17 protein-coding genes and 1 pseudogene are annotated in these 20,554 nt (G+C 63.3%); 10 read left to right on the top strand and 8 right to left on the bottom strand.

Features of this window, described 5'->3' with window-relative positions:
• Positions 1 to 150 precede the first annotated feature (150 nt).
• Together pncB and gcvA are read right to left on the bottom strand one after the other, a co-directional pair.
• A complete protein-coding gene (gene pncB, locus LB569_RS25060; RefSeq protein WP_224694488.1) occupies positions 151 to 1,455 on the bottom strand; it encodes a nicotinate phosphoribosyltransferase in 1,305 nt (434 codons plus the stop codon).
• A gap of 119 nt (positions 1,456 to 1,574) precedes the next feature.
• Positions 1,575 to 2,546, bottom strand: coding sequence for a transcriptional regulator GcvA (gcvA, locus tag LB569_RS25055; protein ID WP_224694487.1), 972 nt, complete (start codon positions 2,544 to 2,546; stop codon positions 1,575 to 1,577).
• Positions 2,547 to 2,754: 208 nt separating this feature from the next.
• Between gcvA and speB the strand changes: the two genes are divergently transcribed.
• The 4 genes from speB (at position 2,755) to LB569_RS25035 (ending at position 6,012) form a co-directional block, all read left to right on the top strand.
• Complete coding sequence (gene speB, locus LB569_RS25050) at positions 2,755 to 3,816, top strand: agmatinase (protein ID WP_224694486.1); 1,062 nt, start codon at positions 2,755 to 2,757, stop codon at positions 3,814 to 3,816.
• A 79-nt stretch (positions 3,817 to 3,895) separates the two neighbouring features.
• A complete protein-coding gene (locus tag LB569_RS25045) occupies positions 3,896 to 4,705 on the top strand; it encodes a transporter substrate-binding domain-containing protein (RefSeq protein WP_140703104.1) in 810 nt (269 codons plus the stop codon).
• Between the two features lie 6 nt (positions 4,706 to 4,711).
• Positions 4,712 to 5,368 carry an amino acid ABC transporter permease gene (locus tag LB569_RS25040; protein ID WP_224694485.1) on the top strand — a complete coding sequence of 219 codons (657 nt, stop codon included), beginning with the start codon at positions 4,712 to 4,714 and terminating at the stop codon, positions 5,366 to 5,368.
• Positions 5,365 to 6,012, top strand: coding sequence for an amino acid ABC transporter permease (locus LB569_RS25035; RefSeq protein WP_140703106.1), 648 nt, complete (start codon positions 5,365 to 5,367; stop codon positions 6,010 to 6,012). Before LB569_RS25040 ends, LB569_RS25035 begins: the two co-directional genes overlap by 4 nt.
• A 491-nt stretch (positions 6,013 to 6,503) precedes the next feature.
• On the opposite strand, the gene LB569_RS25030 is transcribed toward LB569_RS25035, so the two are convergent.
• Positions 6,504 to 7,565 (bottom strand): aromatic ring-hydroxylating oxygenase subunit alpha, encoded by a 1,062-nt coding sequence (locus LB569_RS25030; protein WP_224694484.1) that lies wholly within the window; start codon positions 7,563 to 7,565, stop codon positions 6,504 to 6,506.
• A gap of 423 nt (positions 7,566 to 7,988) precedes the next feature.
• Positions 7,989 to 9,392: an MATE family efflux transporter gene (locus LB569_RS25025; protein WP_224694483.1), complete on the bottom strand. Its 1,404-nt coding sequence runs from the start codon at positions 9,390 to 9,392 to the stop codon at positions 7,989 to 7,991.
• A 233-nt stretch (positions 9,393 to 9,625) separates the two neighbouring features.
• Here LB569_RS25025 and LB569_RS25020 point away from each other — a divergent pair, with 233 nt between their 5' ends.
• Positions 9,626 to 10,543 carry an AraC family transcriptional regulator gene (locus tag LB569_RS25020; RefSeq protein WP_224694482.1) on the top strand — a complete coding sequence of 306 codons (918 nt, stop codon included), beginning with the start codon at positions 9,626 to 9,628 and terminating at the stop codon, positions 10,541 to 10,543.
• Positions 10,544 to 10,643: 100 nt separating this feature from the next.
• Here the strand turns inward: LB569_RS25020 and LB569_RS25015 are convergent, their stop codons facing one another.
• A complete protein-coding gene (locus tag LB569_RS25015; RefSeq protein ID WP_224694481.1) occupies positions 10,644 to 11,018 on the bottom strand; it encodes a hypothetical protein in 375 nt (124 codons plus the stop codon).
• A gap of 420 nt (positions 11,019 to 11,438) precedes the next feature.
• On the opposite strand from LB569_RS25015, the gene LB569_RS25010 reads away from it, so the two are divergent.
• From LB569_RS25010 to LB569_RS24990, 5 genes and pseudogenes are all read left to right on the top strand, one after another.
• Entirely contained in the window at positions 11,439 to 12,710 is a 1,272-nt protein-coding gene (locus LB569_RS25010; RefSeq protein ID WP_224694480.1) for an ABC transporter substrate-binding protein, read from the top strand.
• Between the two features lie 141 nt (positions 12,711 to 12,851).
• The gene (locus LB569_RS25005) at positions 12,852 to 13,718 is read left to right on the top strand and encodes a carbohydrate ABC transporter permease (RefSeq protein WP_224694479.1); all 867 of its coding nucleotides are present in this window, start codon (positions 12,852 to 12,854) and stop codon (positions 13,716 to 13,718) included.
• On the top strand, positions 13,715 to 14,527 hold the full coding sequence (locus tag LB569_RS25000) for a carbohydrate ABC transporter permease (protein ID WP_224694478.1): 813 nt from the start codon (positions 13,715 to 13,717) through the stop codon (positions 14,525 to 14,527). Before LB569_RS25005 ends, LB569_RS25000 begins: the two co-directional genes overlap by 4 nt.
• Positions 14,528 to 14,542: 15 nt before the next feature.
• On the top strand, positions 14,543 to 15,589 hold the full coding sequence (locus LB569_RS24995) for an NAD(P)-dependent alcohol dehydrogenase (protein ID WP_224694477.1): 1,047 nt from the start codon (positions 14,543 to 14,545) through the stop codon (positions 15,587 to 15,589).
• 2 nt (positions 15,590 to 15,591) lie between these two features.
• Positions 15,592 to 16,678, top strand: a pseudogene (locus tag LB569_RS24990) (ABC transporter ATP-binding protein).
• Positions 16,679 to 16,687: 9 nt separating this feature from the next.
• Here the strand turns inward: LB569_RS24990 and LB569_RS24985 are convergent.
• The 3 genes from LB569_RS24985 to LB569_RS24975 are packed head-to-tail and all read right to left on the bottom strand — an operon-like array spanning position 16,688 to position 20,448.
• Positions 16,688 to 18,274, bottom strand: a complete 1,587-nt coding sequence (locus tag LB569_RS24985; RefSeq protein ID WP_224694476.1) for an FGGY-family carbohydrate kinase — start codon at positions 18,272 to 18,274, stop codon at positions 16,688 to 16,690.
• Entirely contained in the window at positions 18,271 to 18,954 is a 684-nt protein-coding gene (locus LB569_RS24980; RefSeq protein WP_224694475.1) for an HAD-IA family hydrolase, read from the bottom strand. The genes LB569_RS24985 and LB569_RS24980 overlap by 4 nt, the downstream gene beginning before the upstream one ends.
• A gap of 15 nt (positions 18,955 to 18,969) precedes the next feature.
• A complete protein-coding gene (locus tag LB569_RS24975) occupies positions 18,970 to 20,448 on the bottom strand; it encodes a mannitol dehydrogenase family protein (protein ID WP_224694474.1) in 1,479 nt (492 codons plus the stop codon).
• Between the last annotated feature and the right edge of the window lie 106 nt (positions 20,449 to 20,554).

Here is a 20,554-nt window from a genome sequence, read left to right as displayed (position 1 = left end):
GCGTACACGCGATCCTCTTTCCTATGTCAGTTGCGGCGGTTTCTAGGTGGTTCCCCCACTCCGTCGCCGCTTCGCGGCGCCACCTCTCCCCCCTCCGGAGGGAGAGGAAAGGAGCCAGGGAACTCGACCTATCCAAGAGCCCCGTTACCCTCACACCTTGACCAGCTGCTCCACGCGGTCCTTCTGCCCAAAAATCCGCAAGTACCGCTCGATCTCCTTCTTGTCCCCCGTCGCCTTGGCCGGATTGTCGGAGAGCTTGACCGCCGGGCGGCCATTGGCTTCGGTCACCTTGCAGACCAGCGATATGGCGTCCAGGCTGTTGGTTTCGGTCGGCGCGCAGCCTTCGAAGTCGTTGGTCAGGTTGGTGCCCCAGCCGAAGGACATGCGCACCTTGCCCTTGAAGTGGCGGTAGGTCTCCTCGATGGTTTCGACCTCGAGCCCATCGGAGAAGATCAGCAGCTTCTGCCTGGGGTCCTTGCCCTTCTCGCGCCACCAGTCGATGATCTTTTCGCCGCCTTCGATGGGCGGAGCGCTGTCGGGACGGAAGCCCGTCCAGTCGGCGACCCAGTCCGGGGCGTCGCGCAGGAAGGAAGCGGTGCCGAAGGCGTCGGGCAGCACGATCAGCAGATTGCCGCCATAGTAGCGCTGCCAGTCCTGCAGCACCTTGTAGGGTGACTGCTTCAGCTCTTTTTCCGAATTGGCAAGTGCCGCAAACACCATCGGCAGTTCATGCGCGTTGGTGCCGAGCGCTTCGAGGTCGTTGTCCATGGCCAGAAGCACGTTGGAGGTACCGGTGAAGGCTTCGCCGATGCCTTCCTTCAGCGCCTCGACACACCAGCGCTGCCAGAGGAAGGAATGGCGCCGCCGGGTGCCGAAATCGGAAATGCGGATGCCGGGCAGCGCCTTCAGCCGTTCGGTCTTGGCCCACATCTTGGCCTTGGCGCGGGCATAGAGCACATCGAGCGCGAACGGACCGAAGGCCCGCATGGCCGCGCGCGAGCGCAATTCGTTGATGATGGCGAGCGCCGGGATTTCCCACAGCGTGGTGTACATCCACGGCCCGCTGAAGGTCAGCTCATACTGGCCGTCGCGCTTGGAGAGTTCGTAGTCGGGCAGCCGGAAGCCTTCCAGCCAGGCGAGGAATTCGGGCTCGAAAATCTGCTTGCGGCCGTAGAAATTGTTACCGCCCAGCCAGATCATCTCCTTCTTGGAGAAGCGTAGCGTGCGGGCATGGTCGAGCTGTTCGCGCAACTCGCCTTCGTCGATCTCATCGGCGAGCCGAACCGAGGTGGTGCGGTTGATCAGCGAGAAGGTGGCGTCGACCTTGGGATACATGCCCCAGATCATCTGCAGCATCAAAAGCTTGTAGAAGTCGGTGTCGAGCAGGCTGCGCACGATGGGGTCGAGCTTCCAGGTGTGGTTGTAGACGCGCCGTGCAATATCGGTCCTGGCCATGTCTCGTTACCGCCTTCGCTGCCCTGCCACCACAATAGCGACAGGCCTCATAGCATCGAATTGGCCAGAACGCTGCCCGCTTTCAGGCTGGCCCGACAAAAAGAGAGCCCTGCGTATGTCTATGAAGATTTGCCGCCCATCACCTTGAGCGCGGGACGTTTGCGGGGGGTGACGAGGCGGCCCGCCACCGGGGCGTCGGCGCGGCCGTCATCCCCGGCCTTCTCGGCGAACAGCCAGTCCATGAACACCTGCACGATCGGCGTCGCCCGCATTTCGTTGCGGCAAACGACATAGAAATCATCGACCGCCGGCACCGACAGGCTGAACGGAGCGACCAGCATGCCCCTGGCCAGCAGCGCGCTTGCCGTCACCGAGTCGCCCAGCGCCACGCCATGGCCGTGCACCGCGGCTTCCGCCGTCATGCGCGCATCGCCCAGATGATGGCGGCGGCCGCGCTCCAGGTCCAGTGCGTCGGCGGCGGCCAGCCAGGTGTGCCACTCGCGGCCATCGTCGCCATGCAGCAAGACATGGTCGGCAAGGTCGCGAACATTGCGGATCGGCCGATTGTTGATCAAGGTCGGGCTGACCACCGGGAACAGCTCCAGGCCCGACCATTTGCGCATCCAGCAATCGGCCCAGCTGCCATCGCCATAGTGCACGCAGACATCGATATGTGGCGCACGGATATCCCTTGGGTCGTTGGAGGGAATGAGCGTCAGCTGGATGTCGGGATATTGCGCGGTGAAGCTGCCCAGCCTCGGCGTCATCCACAAAAGCAGCAATGCGGGCACGCAGGACACCGACAGCGCGCCGCTGCTAGCCGGCCGCGTCAGCCGCTGCGTGGCGGCGGCGATGCCATCGAAGGCCGTCGAGACCGCCGGCAAGAGTTCGGCGCCATGCGGGGTCAGCTTGACGCGCTGGCCGACGCGTTCGAACAGCTTGACGCCGAGCGACTGCTCGAGCGCCTTGATCTGGTGGCTGACGGCGCCATGCGTGACATTCAGCTCACTCGCCGCCTTGGTCAGCGAGGCATGTCGCGCCGTGGCCTCGAAGGCGCGCAGCGGGTTGAGAGGGGGCAGGCGCTTGGCCATGGATGCTCGGCTTCACTGTGAGATTTTCTCACAGAACCCACCCTAACAATATCAATTGCTTTTTCAATGCGGCTGCCGGACACTTTTGCCTGGAACAAGCACCAGACGTGAAATTGCAGGCAGCCATCGGGACAGCGACCGACCGGGCGACGGCCGGTTTGCCTGGAGTCGCCGACGGTCACACTGCGCCAGTCCAAGAGGAGCGGATATGGGTTACAACAGCGACAAGCTCGACGCGTTGCGGCGCAAATATGGCGAGAGCCATGGCGGCGAGATGTTCGACCCGAAGTTCCGCAAAGTCGCCGACAAGATCTTCAACAAGGCGGGCACACGCCTTGCCCCCTATTCCGGCATCCCGACCTTCCTTGCCGCGCCCTACCGCGAGATCGCGGCCGAGAACCCGGATTTCGGCGACCTGCAGGTGGCGATAATAGGTGTGCCGATGGATCTCGGCGTCACCAACCGGCCGGGCTCGCGCTTCGGGCCTAGAGCGCTGCGCGCCATCGAGCGCATCGGCCCCTACAATCACGTGCTGGAATGCGCGCCGACGCATGAGCTGAGGGTCGCCGACATCGGCGACACGCCGTTCCGCAGCCGCTACCGGCTGGAGATCAGCCACGAGGACATCGAGCGTCGCACCAACCAGATCGTCGACGCCGGCGTCATTCCCTTGTCGGTCGGTGGCGACCACTCGATCACGCACCCGATCCTGAAGGCGGTCGGCAAGAAGGCCCCCGTCGGGCTGATCCATATCGACGCCCATTGCGATACCAGCGGCCTGTTCGACCTGACCAAGTTCCACCATGGCGGACCGTTCCGCAACGCGGTGCTCGACGGCGTGCTCGACCCGACGCGCACCATCCAGATCGGCATCCGCGGCTCGGCCGAATACCTGTGGGAGTTCACCTACGAATCCGGAATGACCGTGGTGCATGCCGAGGAAGTGACCGGGCTCGGCATTCCGGCCATCATCGAGAAGGCGCGCAAGATCGTCGGAGATGGGCCGACCTACGTGTCCTTCGACATCGACAGCGTCGATCCGGCCTTCGCGCCGGGCACCGGCACGCCAGAAATCGGCGGGCTGACCACGCGCGAGGTGCTTGAACTGCTGCGCGGATTCAAGGGCCTCAACATCGTCGGCGGCGACGTCGTCGAGGTGGCGCCGCAATATGACGCGACCACCAACACCGCGCATGCCGGCGCCCAGGTGCTGTTCGAGATATTGAGCCTGATGGTGTTCAGCCCGGCCGTGACCGGCAAGGGAGCCTGACGATCAGAACCAAGGCGGCCGCCGCGCTGGCGCCGGCGGCCGACCCAAACAATCAAAAGCTTCCAGAAGGGGAATGACAATGACAATCCACTCGACACTGAAATCATCCATTGCCGCCATCCTGGTGTTGGGCGCCACCGGTCTTGGCTTTGCCACGCAGGCAGCCAATGCCGACGCGCTGGCCGATATCACCAAGGCCGGCACCATCAATGTCGGCGTCTTCGCCGATTTCCCGCCCTTCTCCTCGGCCAGCGCCGACATGAGCCTCAAGGGTTATGACATGGACGTCGCGCAATACATCGCCGACACGCTCAAGGTGAAGCTCAACACCGTCGCCGTCACCGGCCAGAACCGCATCCCATATCTCAACGACCACCGCGTCGACCTGCTGATGAGCGTCGGCTACTCGAAGGAGCGTGAGCAGGTCATCGACTTCGCCGCCGCTTATGCGCCCTATTACATCGCGGTGATCGGTCCCGCCGCAATGAACGTCAAAGGCAAGGAAGACCTTGCCGACAAGTCGATCGCCGTCAATCGCGGCACGCTCGAGGACACCTCGCTGACCGAGGCCGCTCCCGCTTCCGCCGACATCAAGCGTTTCGACAATTACAATTCGGTGATCCAGGCCTTCATCTCCGGCCAGACCCAGTTGATGGTGGTCGGCAACGATGTCGGCGCCCAGGTGCTGGCCAAGCAGGACGCGCTGAAGCCGGAGCAGAAGTTCCAGCTTCTGACCTCGCCCTCGCATATCGGCCTCAACAAGAATGAGGATGCCCTCAAAAAAGCGGTCAACGACGCCATCGCCAAGATGCTCGCCGACGGCAAGCTGGATGAAAGCTCGAAGGCCTGGCTGAAGACGCCGCTCAACCCCGACAATCTCAAGGATTGAGTTGCCGTGGCCTTCGGCTGGCTCCCGGGTGCCGTGGGCGACATCGCGCATGGCGCCGCCACGACGATCCTCTTGATCGCCGTGACCACGCTGGCGGGAACGCTGCTCAGCATCCTGGGCGCCGCCGGACGGCGAAACGGCCCCGCGCTGCTGCGCCGGGCCATCGCCTGGTATGTCGAGGTGATGCGCAACACGCCGTTCCTGGTGCAGCTGTTCTTCATCTTCTTCGGCCTGCCGAGCCTCGGCATCAGGCTCGATCCGATCCTGGCCGCCATGCTGGCGATGACGCTCAACATGGCGGCCTACACGATCGAGATCGTCGGTGCCGGGCTCGACGCCGTGCCGCACGGACAGACGGAAGCGGCCCTGGCGCTCGGGCTGCGGCCGCGTCAGGTGTTCATTAAGATCGTGCTGCCGCAGGCGCTCAAGATCATCTATCCGGCGCTGACCAGTCAGATCGTCATCATGATGCTGGAGTCGGCCGTTGTGTCGCAGATTGCGGTGCGCGAGCTGACCTATGAGGCCGACATGCTGCAGGCGCGCACTTTTCGCTCGTTCGAGACCTATTTCGTCGTCACGCTGGTCTATCTCGCTTTGTCGATGGCCCTGCGCCGGCTGCTGGTGACAGGCGGGCGCCGCGCGCTCGGAGCTGGTGTGTCATGATCGAGTTCACGCTCTGGGACATCATACGCAACCTTCTGCTCGCGGCCCGCTGGACGGTGCTTTTGTCCCTGGCCGCCTTCATCGGCGGCGCGCTGGTCGGAATGGCGGTGCTGTTCTTCAGGATCTCTGAGAATAAATGGAGCCGGCGCCTTGCCTCCGGCTACATCGCTTTGTTCCAGGGAACGCCGCTGTTGATGCAGCTCTTCTTGATGTTCTTCGGCCTGCCGATGCTCGGCCTGCGCATCGAGCCCTGGACGGCCGCCGTGCTCGGCCTGACCTTCTTCGCCAGCGCCTATCTGGCCGAAATCTGGCGTTCGGGGGTCGACGCGCTGCCGCTTGGCCAGTGGGATGCCGGCGCCAGCCTTGGTCTGCACTACCTCCAGGAACTGCGGCTGATCATCCTGCCACAGGCGTTCGCGATCACCCGCGCGCCGACAGTCGGCTTCCTGGTGCAGCTGATCAAGTCGACAGCGCTGACCTCGATCATCGGCTTCGAGGAACTGGTTCGGACCTCGAACGCCATCAACAACGCCACCTTCGAGCCGTTCAAGGTCTATGGGCTGGTGGCGCTGATCTTCTTCCTCATGTGCTTCCCGCTGACCCAATATGCGCGCCGGCTCGAACAGCGCGCGGCGCGACACTGAGTCGAAGGATTGAAGGCGCGAATGGCTACTTTGCGCCGCATCCCGGTCATTCGGCGAGTTGCCAGCCTTCCAAAAAGCGGACGTTAGTTCGTCCATGACCATGCGCCCATATAAGCAGCCGCCCCTTACCTCAGGGAGCCAGGCCGTGCTTCCTCAAGTAGTCGGTGATCGTGAGGCGTGCCTGATTGCCAATCGAGTAGACAAATTCGGTGCCGCGGATCTGGGCTGGGTGCTTTCGGCAATCAGTTCGGAAAGCAGACCATCAGGGTCTGGCCCCGTTCCAGCCGTCCAGGGGGCGGCCGGTAAGAGCGCCCACTAACTTGGTCGTCAAAGCCGCGTTCGCCGATCTGCTCTCCGCATCGAGCGAGCTCCGATTCCCGCGACGCTCGTAACTCGTCTTGCCGTGCCCGCCCTTTATCCTCGACTGGCCTGGTGCTCTGGTGCCGCGCCGAGCCGGAGCACTATCCGGCGGACAAGGACGCCAGGGGCGGTCACAGCCCCAGTGCCGTAGCGACCCGTTCCTGGAAATACTGCACTCCCCGCTCATGCCGCCCCGAAAGCGGGCCGGAGCTATAGGCCCCGGCGGCATAGTTGCGATGCGTATCGGCGCAGATGGTGTAGTCCTCGCGTACGACGGCCAGAGTGCCTTGCACGAATTTTGCCCTGCTCTCGGATGCTTCCGCAGAGGTGTCGGCAAAGAAGAAATGGTAGTGCTGGTCTGTATGATGCGGTGAGGTTGGGTTGATCCGGCTAACGTTCATGCCGCCATCGAAAAGCGACAGCGTCCAGTTCGGCCACATCCAAAGCCATTTGCCGCGATAGAACAGACCGTCTTTCGGCGGTGCGGTCATCCGGACATAACCGGGATGGGCGGTGGTCTGGAAAGCTTCGAAGTCGATGGCAGCGTAGAACGAGGGGTGCGTGCCAGGGATGTGGTAGCCTTCGACGAAATTGTCGGTGTAGATCTTCCAGTTCGCCGCAAAGCTGACGGTGGCCTGATCGGTGGCGGCATAGGTCTCCAACGGCTCGTCCGCCAGTTCGGCGGGCAGAGAGCCAAGTTGATCCAGAAGACTTTCTTTCGGGTCGAGTGCCGCGAAGAGCAGCCCGCGCCATTCGGACAACTGCACCGTCTCCAGCGGCCAGTCCTCGGCGATGATCGCGGGATCCTTGCCATACCACGGGGCCTGCACCAGCCGTCCGGTGTCGGCAAAGGACCATTTGTGATAGGGACAAACGATCAGCCCACATTTGCCCGCGCCATCGGCCAGAAGTTTCGCCCCCCGGTGGCGGCAGACATTCTTGAACCCGCGCAAGGTCCCGTCCCGGCCCCGGATGGCGAAGACCGGCGTGCCGGCGATGTCGATGGCAAGGTATTGACCTGATGTCGCGACTGAGGCGACAGGCCCCATGAACTGCCAGGTGTGCGCGAAAATGCTGCCCCGTTCCTGCTGCCAGATGTCATCGCGGACATAAAGCGAAGGGTCCAGGTTCAGGTATTGCAGGGGCGGATTGTCGAGTGGCAGGTGGTCGGGCCGCAAAGTGTCTGGCGTCATAGGCTAACCTCGAGTTGCTGCCATCCTGTCGTAAGCGGGGCGACATCGCAAGGGATGGGCTCTGCTGCGCACAGCCTGTAAGCCGGTGTGCATTTTTCTTTAGCGCAGATTTGCTGGAATTGCGGTTCCAATTTCGCCGACCTGGTAGTCGACCGCGATCATCACGTCGGATGCCTTAACCTCAGCACAGGTTCCAGCCCGACTTCGAGCACAGTTCGTCGTCCGCTTGATGAGCGCCCGTATCAGTGTGGTGCGGTTCGCTCGCGAACCACGAGGATGGGGTCGTCAGCTGACGAGGCAAAGTTTGCCCGATGACTGTGAACTCGAACGGCAGCTTACCGACGAGCGCTTCCTAGAAGCAGACCGTCCGGATACGGCCCTATTGAGATGTCCCTGCCGCCGCACCGGCGACCCCCTTTGCCTTCAGCGCCCAAACGCCAGCGACGGGGCGATGCGGTCGCGGCGCAGCCAGCGCGCCAGAAGCAGCGCCGCCACCACCGCCAGCCCTGTCGACAGGCCGATCCAGATGCCGACGCCGTGGAAGCCGAAATGGAAGGCGAGGAGCACGCCGAGCGGCAGGCCGACGCCCCAATAGCCGATCGCGGCGTAGATCATCGGCACCTTGGTGTCGTGCAGGCCGCGCAGCATGCCGGCGGCAACCGCCTGCGCGCCGTCGAAGACCTGGAACAGGGCGGCGAACACCAGGAACGACACGGCAAGCGCGATCACCCTGGCATTGGCGGGATTGCCAAGGTCGATGAAGGCGCTGATCAGCAGATGCGGCCAAAGCACCATCACCAGGCCCATCAGCGCCATGAACGAGACGCTTATGACGAAGGCGGTCCAGCCGGCGCGCGACACGCCCTCGGGATTGCCGGCGCCATGTGCCAGCCCGACCCGCACCGTCACCGCCTGGTTGAGACCAAGCGGGACCATGAAGGAGATCGAGGCGATCTGGATGGCGATGGCGTGCGCGGCCAGCGAATCGGCGTCGATCAGGCCCATCAGCAGGGCCGCCGCGTTGAAGATCGTCACCTCGAAGGCAAGGATACCGGCGATAGGCAGGCCGAGCCGCAACAAGCCCTTGAAGCGCGGCCAGTCGGACCGCCAGAAGCGGCCGAACAGATGGTAGCGCCGGAACTTCTTCTCCCACATCACCACGACGGCCATGCCGACGAACATCAGCGTGCTGGACAGCGAGGTGGCAAGGCCGGAGCCGGCGATGCCCATGGCCGGAAAGCCGAGATTGCCGAACATGAACACCCAGTTGGCAAACACGTTGAAAGCCACGGCGACGAAGACGATGACCAGGGCCCAGCCGGGCCGCTCCAGCGCCGAGATGAACGATCGCAGCACGATGTAGCCGTAGAAGGGCAGTACCGCCCATTCGAGCCAGCGCAGATAGATGCCGGCCTGGTGCGCCAGCGCGGGCTCCTGGCCCATGGCCAGGAGGATGGCCTCGCCATGCCACAGCACGAGCCAGATAGGGATCGAGATCAGGATCGCCAACCACAGGCCCTGGCGCACGGTGCGGCGCAGGTCACGCACCGAATGGCGGCGGCGGCCAAGTTCGGTGGCGATCATCGGCGAGGTCGCCAGCATCAGCCCGAGGCCGAAGATCAGCGGCATGAAATAGAGGTTGGCGCCAAGCGCGCCGCTGGCCAGCGTGTCCGCCCCGAGCCGCCCCATCATCATGACGTCGGTGGCGGTCATCGCCGTCTGGCCGAGATTGGTCAGCACCATCGGCCAGGCCAGCGCCAGCGTCGCCCTGATTTCCTGACGCCAAAGATTTTCCGGCGCGCGGGCGCCGGCTTCGATCGCGGACATTGTTCCGTCTTTCAGAACACGGCGCATCGGGACCAGGCCCGGAAGCCGCACAGCAACGGCACAAAATGGCGCCGTTTGCGCCGTCTATTGAACGAGATGCGACATGAAGGCAAGAGAGGAGGCGCGGGAACAGATTGAGCCAGCGCCGTTGCCGGGAACCGCCGCCTCGTTCCCTTGCCGGCCCCGGACTGCTACGGATCAGATATCGGCAACCGGCGAATGTGGGAGGCAGGATGGCGTTCAGGCGCAGAAAGAACACGGCCGCGATCCCGCGCACGGCGCCTTCCTTCGAGCATATCGTCACCGAGGCGAGCGAGAGTTTCCTGTGGCGCCTGGATGACTATCCCTGGGAGCGCAATGTCTGGAATTTTCATCCGGAATACGAGATACACCTGCTCAGGAAATCCTCCGGCGTGGTGCTGGTCGGCGACCATATCGGCGAGTTTGGGCCGGGCTACCTTACCATCGTCGGTGGCGGCCTGCCGCATGACTGGGTCACCGCGGTGCAGCCGGGCGAGTTGATCGAGGGCCGCGACATCGTGCTGCAATTCGATCCCGAGCGGCTGCGCGGGTCGGCCGATATGCTGCCAGAACTGCGCGAACTGGAACCGTTCCTGGAACGGTCGCTGCGCGGCATGGTTTTTCACGGGCAGACGGCGCTCGACGGCGCCGAGCTAATGGAGCGGATGGGCGAGGTGCACGGGCTGACAAGATTTCGCCTGTTCCTCCAGCTTCTGGACCTTCTGGCCACGACCGACGAATACGCGCTCTTGTCATCGCCGGATTTTTCGCCGCTTCTCGATGCGGAGTCGCTCGATATCATCCAGCGCTCGCTGACCTATCTGTTCCAGCATTTCGCCGAGGACCTGAAGCTGCCGGACGTGGCCGAACTGGCCGGGATGAGCGAAAGTACATTCTCGCGCTTCTTCCAGAAGAACACCGGCAACTCGTTCAGCGACCACGTCGCCAAGCTCCGGCTCTGGCAGGCCTGCAAGCTGCTGGCCGACACCGACATCCCAATCACCGATATCTGCTTCCAGGTCGGCTACATGAACATTTCCAACTTCAACCGTGCCTTCATGCGCAAGCACAAGATGACGCCTTCGTCCTATCGCCGCCTGTCGCGGCAGAGGCTGATGCTGCGCGCATAAGCGCGCCCAAAATAATAATTGTTAGACAGATTCACCCAGTTTTTGCTGCGGCCTAGATTGGTAAGCGGCACCATAACCAGCGGGCTCGGGGCACGTTGGTTCAACGAATCGGGAAAAAGGCATCCCAACCAATTAGGCAAATGAAAATGATTGGCTCGTTTAAGACTGTAACTGCAAATATCAAAACGAGCGGCATTCGCACCTTAATGGCAAATGGAACAAATATGAAAGCAAGCAAAATGTAGTCGATAATTATCGAGAATAGCACCAATTCAAGATCGCCGATGGGCCCCGGACTCTCGTCAGGATCAAGATGGTAAAAGAATAAGCCCGGGTAATTATTGTCAACAAATTGTATAATCCTTGGTCCGACAAGCGCTGCAAACAATACGTAGGCAGCGTACAGAAAAGTGTAAAGCGCCAGTCGCTTCGGCCAACCGAACTCAGCAATTTTCGAACGAAGTCCAAGCGTCATAGTTCCCCTCGTCCCGTCCGCATAACTAGCGCCGACAAGGATAGCCCACCGCGAGCGCCGAATGTCGGCACCCGGCGCTCTCTTCAAGATCGGTCTCGAAAAAGGGTAACCTCAATTCTGTTCCCGGCATCGACCCTTGGCGACAGCATCGTGCTTTTCGCGATATCTCGAAAGCCCCTCCATTTCAAATATCAAAGGCTTAGGCGGGATTGATACTTGTGTGACGCAACCTGCTGGCGGTCGCGTCATTTTGCGCTGCACAATGCATAAAAGTACAGGTCTGGTGCAACGGGGCTTCTAGCTTGACCCGTCGCAACCCCGCATTTTGGCGATGGGTGGCATGTCGCTCGGGCGATGGTGAGGATCGCGAGACCCGAGGATTTGCGTTTCCTGCGACATATTCCTGGAGGAGAAAAGATCATGAAACCAGTTCGGCTCGCTGCCAGCCTTGGCGCAGCTTTCGTGCTTTCCGCTACCGTTTCAACCCTAGCCCTGGCGCAGGCGCCGGTCTGCTCGGCGCCGGTCAAGGTGCTGGCGCAGCCACGCGACGGCCTGACGCTTCTGGAGGACTCCAAGGCCGAGTTCGAGAAGCTCTCCGGCGCGAGCTTCAAGATCGATTATCTCAACGAGAACGACCGCCGCGCCAAGTCGCGCGCGGACGCGTCCACCGTCGGCAATTACAACGTCTATTATGTCGATGAAGCGAATGTGGCGCTGTTCGCCTCGTCGAAATGGATCGTGCCTCTGACCGATTATTATCCGGCTGACTATGACTATGCCGACTTCGATCCCGGCCGCCAGAAGGTCGCCACCTATGACGGCAAGGTCTGGTTCGCGCCGCTGACCGGCGGCGGCGACCTGATGGTCTACCGCAAGGATGTGCTGGAAGCCGCCGGCATCCAGCCGCCGAAAACGCTGGACGAACTGATCGCCGACGTGCCGAAGCTGACCAACGCCGACAAGGGCATGTACGGCATCGCGCTACGCGGCGCGCGCGGCTCGGGCGCCAATGTCTGGCGCTGGATGCCCTTCTTCAAGGCCTATGGCGGCAAATGGTTCGACGGCGACAAGCCGGCCTTCAACTCGGAAGCAGCCGTCAAGGCGACCGAGACCTATCTGAAGCTGTTCAAGGATTCGGCACCGGGAACGCAGACCGGCAGCTGGGACGAATCGACCGGCGCCTTCCTGTCGGGCCAGGTCGCCATCCTGGTCGAATCGACGCCGCTTTCGGGCATGGCTGTCGACCCGAAGACCTCTCAGGTGGTCGGCAAGATCGGCTTCCTGCCGCCGCCCTCGCCGCTTCCCGGCGGCGGTTACGGCCACGGCCTCGCCATCGCGGCAAAAGCCAATGCCGATGACGCTTCGAAGAAATGCGCCGGCCTGTTCATCGCCTGGGCAACATCGAAGGAAAACGAGAAGCGCCGGCTCGACGCTCACCAGTTCGGCGAGTTGAACCGCACCAGCATCCTGTCCAGCAAGGAATTCGCCGATATCTACGGCGCCGATCTCGGCCAGGCACTTGCCGAAACCGGCAAGGTGACGGCGGTGAACTTCTGGCAGGACCCGCGCTGGCCCGATCTCGGCGACCGCTGGGGCATCATCCTCGAAGAGCTGATCGCCGGCACACGCACCGACGTCAAGGGCAGCCTCAACGAGCTCGAGGCCTATGCCAATGAGTTGGTGAAGAAATAGGCCCCTCCCTCTTGCGGCGCACGGTCCACGGCATTCCCGGGAATGCCGGACCTGTGTGTCGCAGGAGGGCCTGCCTTCCCCCCGAGCGCGCGACGGTTCCTCCACGCCCGGACATTCGAGACACAGCAAGGCCTGAGACCAATGCCTCGACGTTCATCCCTGCCGGTCACCTTTGTCGTGCCGACGCTGGTCATTCTGCTGATCCTGTCGATGGTGCCGACGCTTTACGCGATCATCATCGCCTTGCAGAACCGCGAGCTGAGTTCAACGGCCTATTCCTGGGTCTGGTTCTCGAACTTTTTCGACCTGTTCTCCGACCGCCGCTTCCTCAACGCCGTCTGGGTGTCGGTGAAGTGGGAGGTGGTCACAGTCGTCGCGACGATGGCCGTCGCGATCGGGCTCGGCGTGCTGATGTTCGAGGTCGCGTCGCAGCGCCTGCGCAATGTCTACTGCCTGCTGTTCATCATCCCGGTGCTGCTGCCGCGCGTCTCGGCCGCCTTCGTGTGGAAATTCGCCTACCATCCGCTCTACGGCATCGCCACCTACCCCTACCGGCTGCTGACCGGCGGGCTGATCTTCGACCCGCTCTCCAAGCCTTCGACTGCCCTGTTCGCCGTCGCTTCGGTCGATGTCTGGCAGTGGGGCCTGTTCTTCGCCGTCATCGTGCTGAAGCTCCTGGAAACCCTGCCTCCGCAGCCGATCGAGGCGGCACGTCTCGACCACGCCAAACGCTGGCAGATCCACGCCTATGTCACCTTGCCGATGCTGAAGGCGCCGCTGGTCAGCCTGATGTTCGTCAAGATGATCGAGTCGCTGCGCTCCTTCGACCTGATCTATGTGATGACCCGCGGCGGGCCCGGCGTGGCGACCGAAACGCTCGACATGTATGCCTTCTCGCAAGGCTTCATCGAATCCGGCAAGGTCTCCTATGCCTCGGCCATGGCGGTGCTGATGATGATCGCCACCGTCATCACCTTCACCATGCTGTGGAAGCGGGTGCAGGCATGAAGCCCGGCCGCATCATCGCCAAGGCCGTCCTGGCCTTGGCCGGTTTTCTCGCCGTGTTCCCGCTGCTGTGGACGGCGCTGAACTCACTGAAGAACAGCGTCGACATCATCACCCGCGTGCCACGCCTGGCGTTTACGCCGACGCTTGCCAATATCAGCTACATCCTTGGCCGCGACAGCGTCATCACCGGCCTCTACAATTCGGTCGTCGCCTGCGGCTCGGCCGTGCTGATCGGCGTCGTGCTTGGCCTGCCGGCGGCTTACGCGGTGGCGCGCTATCCCAACCGCTGGGCCGGCGACATCCAGTTCTTCGTCCTGTCGCTGCGTTTCCTGCCGCCGGTGGCGGTGGCGATCCCGCTGATGGTGATCTGGCTGCAACTCGGTCTCTACGACACTTTGCCGGCTTTGATCGTCACCTACTCGCTGCTGACCATCTCAGTCATCATGTGGCTCGCGATCCCCGCTTTCCAGGCCGTGCCGAAGGAGGTCGAGGAAGCGGCCTTCGTCGACGGCTACGGCGCCTATTCGGTGTTCTGGCGCATCGCACTGCCGGTCGCGGCGCGCTCGCTGATCGGCGCGGTCGCCTTCAGCTTCGTGCTGGTCTGGAACGAGTTCCTGATCGCGCTGATGCTGTCCAGTTCCAACGCCAAGACCTTGCCGATCGTCGCCTCCGAACTCTCCCAGCAAGGCATGAACGTGCCGTGGGGCATTCTCAACGCGTCGGTCGTGCTCCTGTCGCTGCCGCCGCTGTTGTTCCTCGGCGTGCTCAGCGGCTTCCTGAATTCCGTTTTCCGTCAAAAAAAGAGTTGAAGTGAGGACGACCCGATGCGGGCTTTGGTACTTGAGAAAAAAGGCGAACTGTCGCTGCGCGAGATCGCGTTGCCGCTCGATGTCGGAGCCGACGACGTGAAGATCGCCATCCACACGGTCGGTGTCTGCGGCAGCGACGTGCACTATTACACGCATGGCGCCATCGGCAGCTATGTCGTGCGCGCGCCGATGGTGCTCGGCCACGAGGCCGCAGGCACGGTCGTCGAGGTCGGCGCCAATGTCAGGAGTCTGAAGGTCGGCGACCGCGTCTGCATGGAGCCTGGCGTGCCGAACCTGTCGTCGCGCGCGACAAAGCTCGGCATCTACAATGTCGATCCGGATGTCACTTTCTGGGCGACCCCGCCGGTACACGGCATTCTTGCGCCCTATGCCGTGCACCCGGCTGCTTTCACCTACAGGCTGCCGGACAATGTCTCCTTCGCTGAGGGCGCGATGGTCGAGCCCTTCGCCATCGGCATGCAGGCGGCAAGCCGCGCCCGCATCGTCCCGGGCGATGTCGCCGTCGTCGTCGGCTGCGGCCCTATCGGTATCATGATCGCGCTTGCCGCCCTTGCCGGCGGCTGTTCGAAAGTGCTGATCTCCGACTTTTCCGCGCCCAAACTGAAGATCGCCTCGCAATATGCCGGCATCGTGCCGGTCAATATCGGCGAGCAATCGCTGGCCGATGCCGTCGTCGCCGCGACCGGCAATTGGGGCGCCGACATCGTCTTCGAGGCGAGCGGCAGCCCCAAGGCGTTCACCAACCTGTTCGACATTGTGCGCCCCGGCGGCGCGGTGGTCCTGGTCGGGCTTCCGGTCGAGCCGGTAAGTCTGAACGTGCCGGCGGCGATCTCGAAGGAAGTGCGCATCGAAACAGTGTTCCGCTACGCCAACATCTTCGACCGCGCCCTGCAGCTCATCGCCTCCGGCAAGGTCGACCTCAAGCCGCTGATCACTGGCACCTACGCTTTCTCCGACAGCATCAAGGCCTTCGAACGGGCCGCCGAAGGCAACCCGCAGGACGTCAAGCTGCAAATCCTGCTGACCGACGAAAAGGGCTGACCATGTCCGCGATCCTTTGCTCCCATGTCGACAAGGCGTATGGCGCCACCACGGTGATCCGCGATCTCAACCTCTCGATCGAGGAACACGAATTCGTCGTCTTCCTCGGCCCGTCCGGCTGCGGTAAGTCGACCTTGCTGCGCATGCTGGCCGGGCTGGAGGACATCAGCGGCGGCGAGGTCTCGATAGGCGGCAAGGTGGTCAACGACCTCGATCCTGGCGATCGCGGCATCGCCATGGTGTTCCAGAACTACGCGCTCTATCCGCACATGACGATCTTCGACAACATCGCCTTCGGTTTGCGGCGGCAGAAAGTGCCGGCGCCCGAGATCGACAAGCGGGTCCGGGCGGTGGCGGCGACGCTGGGGCTCGACCCCTATCTCGGCCGCAAGCCGGCCGAGCTTTCCGGCGGCCAGCAGCAGCGCGTGGCGATCGCACGCGCCATGATCAAGACGCCCAAGGTTTTCCTGTTCGACGAGCCATTGTCCAATCTGGACGCCAAATTGCGCAACCATATGCGCGTCGAGATAGCGCGGCTGCATCAGTCGCTGAAGACGACCACTGTCTATGTCACGCACGATCAGTTGGAGGCGATGACGCTCGCCGACCGTATCGTGCTGCTCAAGGATGGCATCATCGAGCAGATCGGCTCACCGGCGGAAATCTACGGGCGGCCGGCCAATATTTTTCGTGGCCGGCTTCATCGGCACGCCGAACATGAATTTCATCGAGGTGACTGTCGCCCGAAGCGGGAACGGCTGGACGCTGACCGGCGCCGGAACGGCGCTGTCGATAGACGGGGCTGGTTTCCATCTCCAGCCGGGCGGTCGCGCCGTGCTGGGCATCCGGCCCCCGGACCTGAAGACAGCGAGTGACGGCGCCGCCGGCATATTGCAAGGCACCGCCGATCTCATCGAATTCCACGGCAATGATGCGCTGGTGACATTCGGCTCCGGCGGCAAGGAGATCAGCGCCCTGGTTCCGGCCCGCGAATGCCCGGTGCTGCGTGCCCCTGTGCGATATACGTTCGAGGAGGCAAGCATCCACCTGTTCGATGCCACATCGGGCGCATCCCTGCGCCAGCAATAGCGCGAAAGTCTAACGGATCGCGTCAAGCACCTGCCGCTGCCGATGCATTTCCAGGAAAATCCGGTAGTCGCGATCGAAGCGGGCGCCGGCGGCCGGGTTGGCGGCGCGTGTCTTGCCGCCCTGCTGCATGGCAAGGCAGGCGGCGTTGAGATCGGGGAAAAGCCCGGCGGCGGTCGCCGCCACCATGCCCGTGCCGAGCAGCACCGCCTCATCGGCCAGCGGCTCGACCACCGTGCAGCCGGTTGCGTCGGCATAGAGTTCCATCAACAGCGGGTTCTTGGTGTGGCCACCGGTGACATGCAGCGTGTCGATCAGATAGCCGTTCTCGTTCAGCGCCTCCAGCACGTGGCGCACGCCAAGCGCGATGCCGACGGCGGTGCGCCAGTAGAGCTTGCACAGGCTGTCGAAGGACGAATCCAGCGTCAGACCGCTGACCACGCCGACCGCGTGCGGATCGGCGAGCGGCGAGCGGTTGCCATGGAAATCCGGCAGCACGTGCAGCCTCGCGGCAAGGCTCTCGCCCTCTGCGGCGCGCAGTTCGGCGACGCGCGCGGCGATCCTGGCATGCATGGCGGCGTTCGGCTCTCCGCCGGCGCCATGCCAGCGGATGATGTGGTCGAGCAGCGCCCCGGTCGCCGACTGGCCACCCTCCGACAGCCACAGCTGCGGCAGCGCGGCGCCGTAATAGGGACCCCAGACCCCGGCGAAAGGCTGCGGATCCGGCGACATTGCCATGACGCAGCTCGATGTGCCGGCGATCAGCGCCAGATGGCGGCCGATATTCTCTTCGTCGCCAGCGAAGCCGCCGAGCACGCCAAGCGCTCCGGCATAGGCATCGATGACGCCGGCGCCGACGCGGCAGTTTTCGGTCAGGCCGAGTTCCGCCGCCGCCTGCGCCGTCAACGGGCCGATATCGGCGCCAACCGGGCTTGCTCTTTGGGGTAGACTGCCATGGTCAAAAAGATCGTCGAGGCCGACGAGATCGAAGAAGTCTCGCTGCCATGCGATTTCCTGGTGCGCCAGATAGGTCCATTTGGCGGTCAGCGTGCATTGCGAGCGCGCCAGCGAGCCGGTCGCCTGCCAGGTCAGGAAATCGGCAAGGTCGAATAGAGTGCCGGCCTGCGCCCACGTTCCCGGCAGGTTGCGTTTCAGCCACATCAGCTTCGGTGTCGCCATCTCGGGCGACATGACGCCGCCGATATAATTCAGCACCTCATGGCCGCTCGCCGTGCATTCGTCGGCCTCGGCGATAGCGCGATGGTCGAGCCAGACGATGGTGTCCCAGCGCTTGTCGCCGGTGGTCGAGACACTGAGCTGGCCGCCTTGGCTGTCACGCACGACCAGCGAACAGGTGGCATCGAAGGAGATGCCAGCAATATCTCCGGCGGCGACGCCGGCCTTTTCGCGTGCGGCGCGCACTGCGGCGCAGACGGCGGACCAGATATCGCGTGAATCATGCTCGGCATGATCGGGCTTTGGCTGGTTCATGGCGATCGGCCGCTCGGCGCGGCCAAGCAAGGTGCCACTGGTATCGAGAATGCCCGCGCGAGCGCTCCCGGTGCCGACATCGACCGCGCAGACAAACTGTTTCGTCAAGATGCTTTAACTCTCGCTCCCAGGCCTGCAATCAGATCGGGCAATTGCAGCATGTCAGCGAATATAAAGTCCGGTTCGGTCGACGCAAGCCGCGCTTTCAGTGCCGGGTTGCCGGCGTGGGCGCCACCGGTGAAGGCAAAGACGCGCATACCGGCCGCGCGCGCGGCCGCGACGCCGGCCGGACTGTCCTCGATGACCAGGCAATTGCGCGGATGCGCCCGCATACTGGCGGCGGCGTGGAGGAAAAGATCGGGCGCCGGCTTTCCCTTGGCCACCATGGCGGCGCTGAACAGATGCGGCTCCATCAGCGTGAGCAGGCCGGTGACGTCGAGCGCGTAGCGAATCCGTTCCAGCGTGCCGGAAGAGGCGACGCAGAACGGCAGGCCGAGCTTCGGCAGCATTTCCTTGACGCCGACGATCGGCATCAACTCCTCGCGGAACTTGCGCATGAGGTCGACGCGCATGGCGGTGAGATGCTGGTCACTGATCTCCAGGCCGAAGTCACGGCCGAGGATCTCGCGCACGCTCTTCATGCTCTTGCCGAGGAAATGCTCGTAAGCGGCGTCCTCGCTGAGACTGCCGCCGGCAAGTTCGATCATGCCGAGCAGCGCCGATACGGAAAGCGCCTCGCTGTCGACCAGCACGCCGTCACAGTCGAAGATGACCAGTTCAGGCGCCACGATGTCGACTGGCTCTCAGAGCTTGCCGGCGAGGTAGCGCATCAGCGTGGCGCGCGTGCCATTGGCCCACAACACGCTGAGCGCATGGCTGAAGGCCTCGACGAAGGCGGTGGCGCGGCCGACATCGCCATAGATGTCGTCCATGGCAAGCCAGGCCGCGGGCGCGTCCTTTGCCGCCTTGGCCGTCGCCTGCAGCCGGTCCCAGCTCGGATCGTTGGGTTCGATGACGGCGCCGCTGTCCGTCGTGCCGAAGCAGTAGCGGCACCACAGCGCCGATTCCAGCGCCAGACCGGCGACGCCTTTGCCCGCCTTCAGCCGGTCGGCGATGGTCGGGATGATGAATTTCGGTTGGCGGTTGGAACCATCGAGGCAGAGCCGGCGCACGGTGTCGCCGATCTTGGGGTTGGAGAAGCGCTTCTCGATGAGTTGGTAATAATCCTCGAGCACCGTGTCCGGCACCGGCGGCACGGTCGGGATGATCTCGTCATGCTCGAGCTTGTCGAGGAAACCGCGCACCAGCGGCTCCTGCATCGCCTCATGGACGAAGTGGATGTCCATCAGCCCGGCCGGATAGGCGATGGTGGCATGGCCGCCATTGAGGATGCGGATCTTCATCAGCTCGTAAGGGGCGACGTCTTTGACGAACTGCACGCCGACCTTTTCCAGCGGCGGGCGGCCGTCGGTGAAATGGTCTTCCAGCACCCATTGCCGGAACGGCTCGCAGAACACCGGCCAATTGTCCTCGAGGCCGAAATCGTCGGCGAGGATCTTGCGCTCGCGATCGCTGGTTGCCGGCGTGATGCGGTCGACCATGGCGTTTGGAAAGGCCACCTTCTCGCTGACCCAGTTCGCCAGATCCTCGTCGATCAGGCGGGCAAGGCCGATCACGCCATCCGACGTGACATGGCCGTTATGGGGGATGTTGTCGCAGGACATCACGGTGAATGGCACGATGCCGTCCTGGCGGCGGCGCACCAGCCCGGCCAGGATGATGCCGAACACAGTCTTTGGTGTCGCGCCCGGCTGCGCATCGGCGACGATGTCGGGATGGGTCGGGTTGAACACGCCGGAGGCCGGATCGATGAAGTAGCCGCCTTCGGTGATGGTCAGCGAAACGATCCTGATCGCCGGGTCGGCCAGCCGCTCGATGATGGCGGCGGCATCGCCCGGCATCAGGAAATCGATCATCGCGCCAGTGACGCGGGCGTTCATATGGCCTTCATCCTGCTCGACCACCGATGTCAGCCAGTCCTGCTCTTCGAGCTTGCCTCGACCGACCTTCTCGCCGTCGAATACGCCGGCGCCGACCAGCGCCCAATCATGGCCGATGCCCTGACCGAACAGATCGTCGAGATAGACGGCCTGATGCGAGCGGTGGAAATTGCCGACGCCGAAATGCACGATGCCGGCTTTCAGCGCCGACCGGTCATAGTTCGGACCCGCGACCTTGGACGGCAGCCTGGCGAGGTTCGAGGAAGAGAGTTTCACGGTCATCTGCTTTACCCTTTGGCCGATTTGCAGCCCGACTGTTTCGCCTCCTTCGGGAGGGCGAGGATGAGGGGCCGCACCTGATGTTCCAGCATGCGGCCCCTCACCCGCC

Origin of the sequence: Mesorhizobium sp. BH1-1-4 (genome assembly GCF_020165665.1) — a bacterium.
In the GTDB taxonomy this organism is placed as follows: Bacteria; Pseudomonadota; Alphaproteobacteria; order Rhizobiales; family Rhizobiaceae; genus Mesorhizobium.
This window is presented reverse-complemented; position numbering and strand designations above follow the sequence as displayed.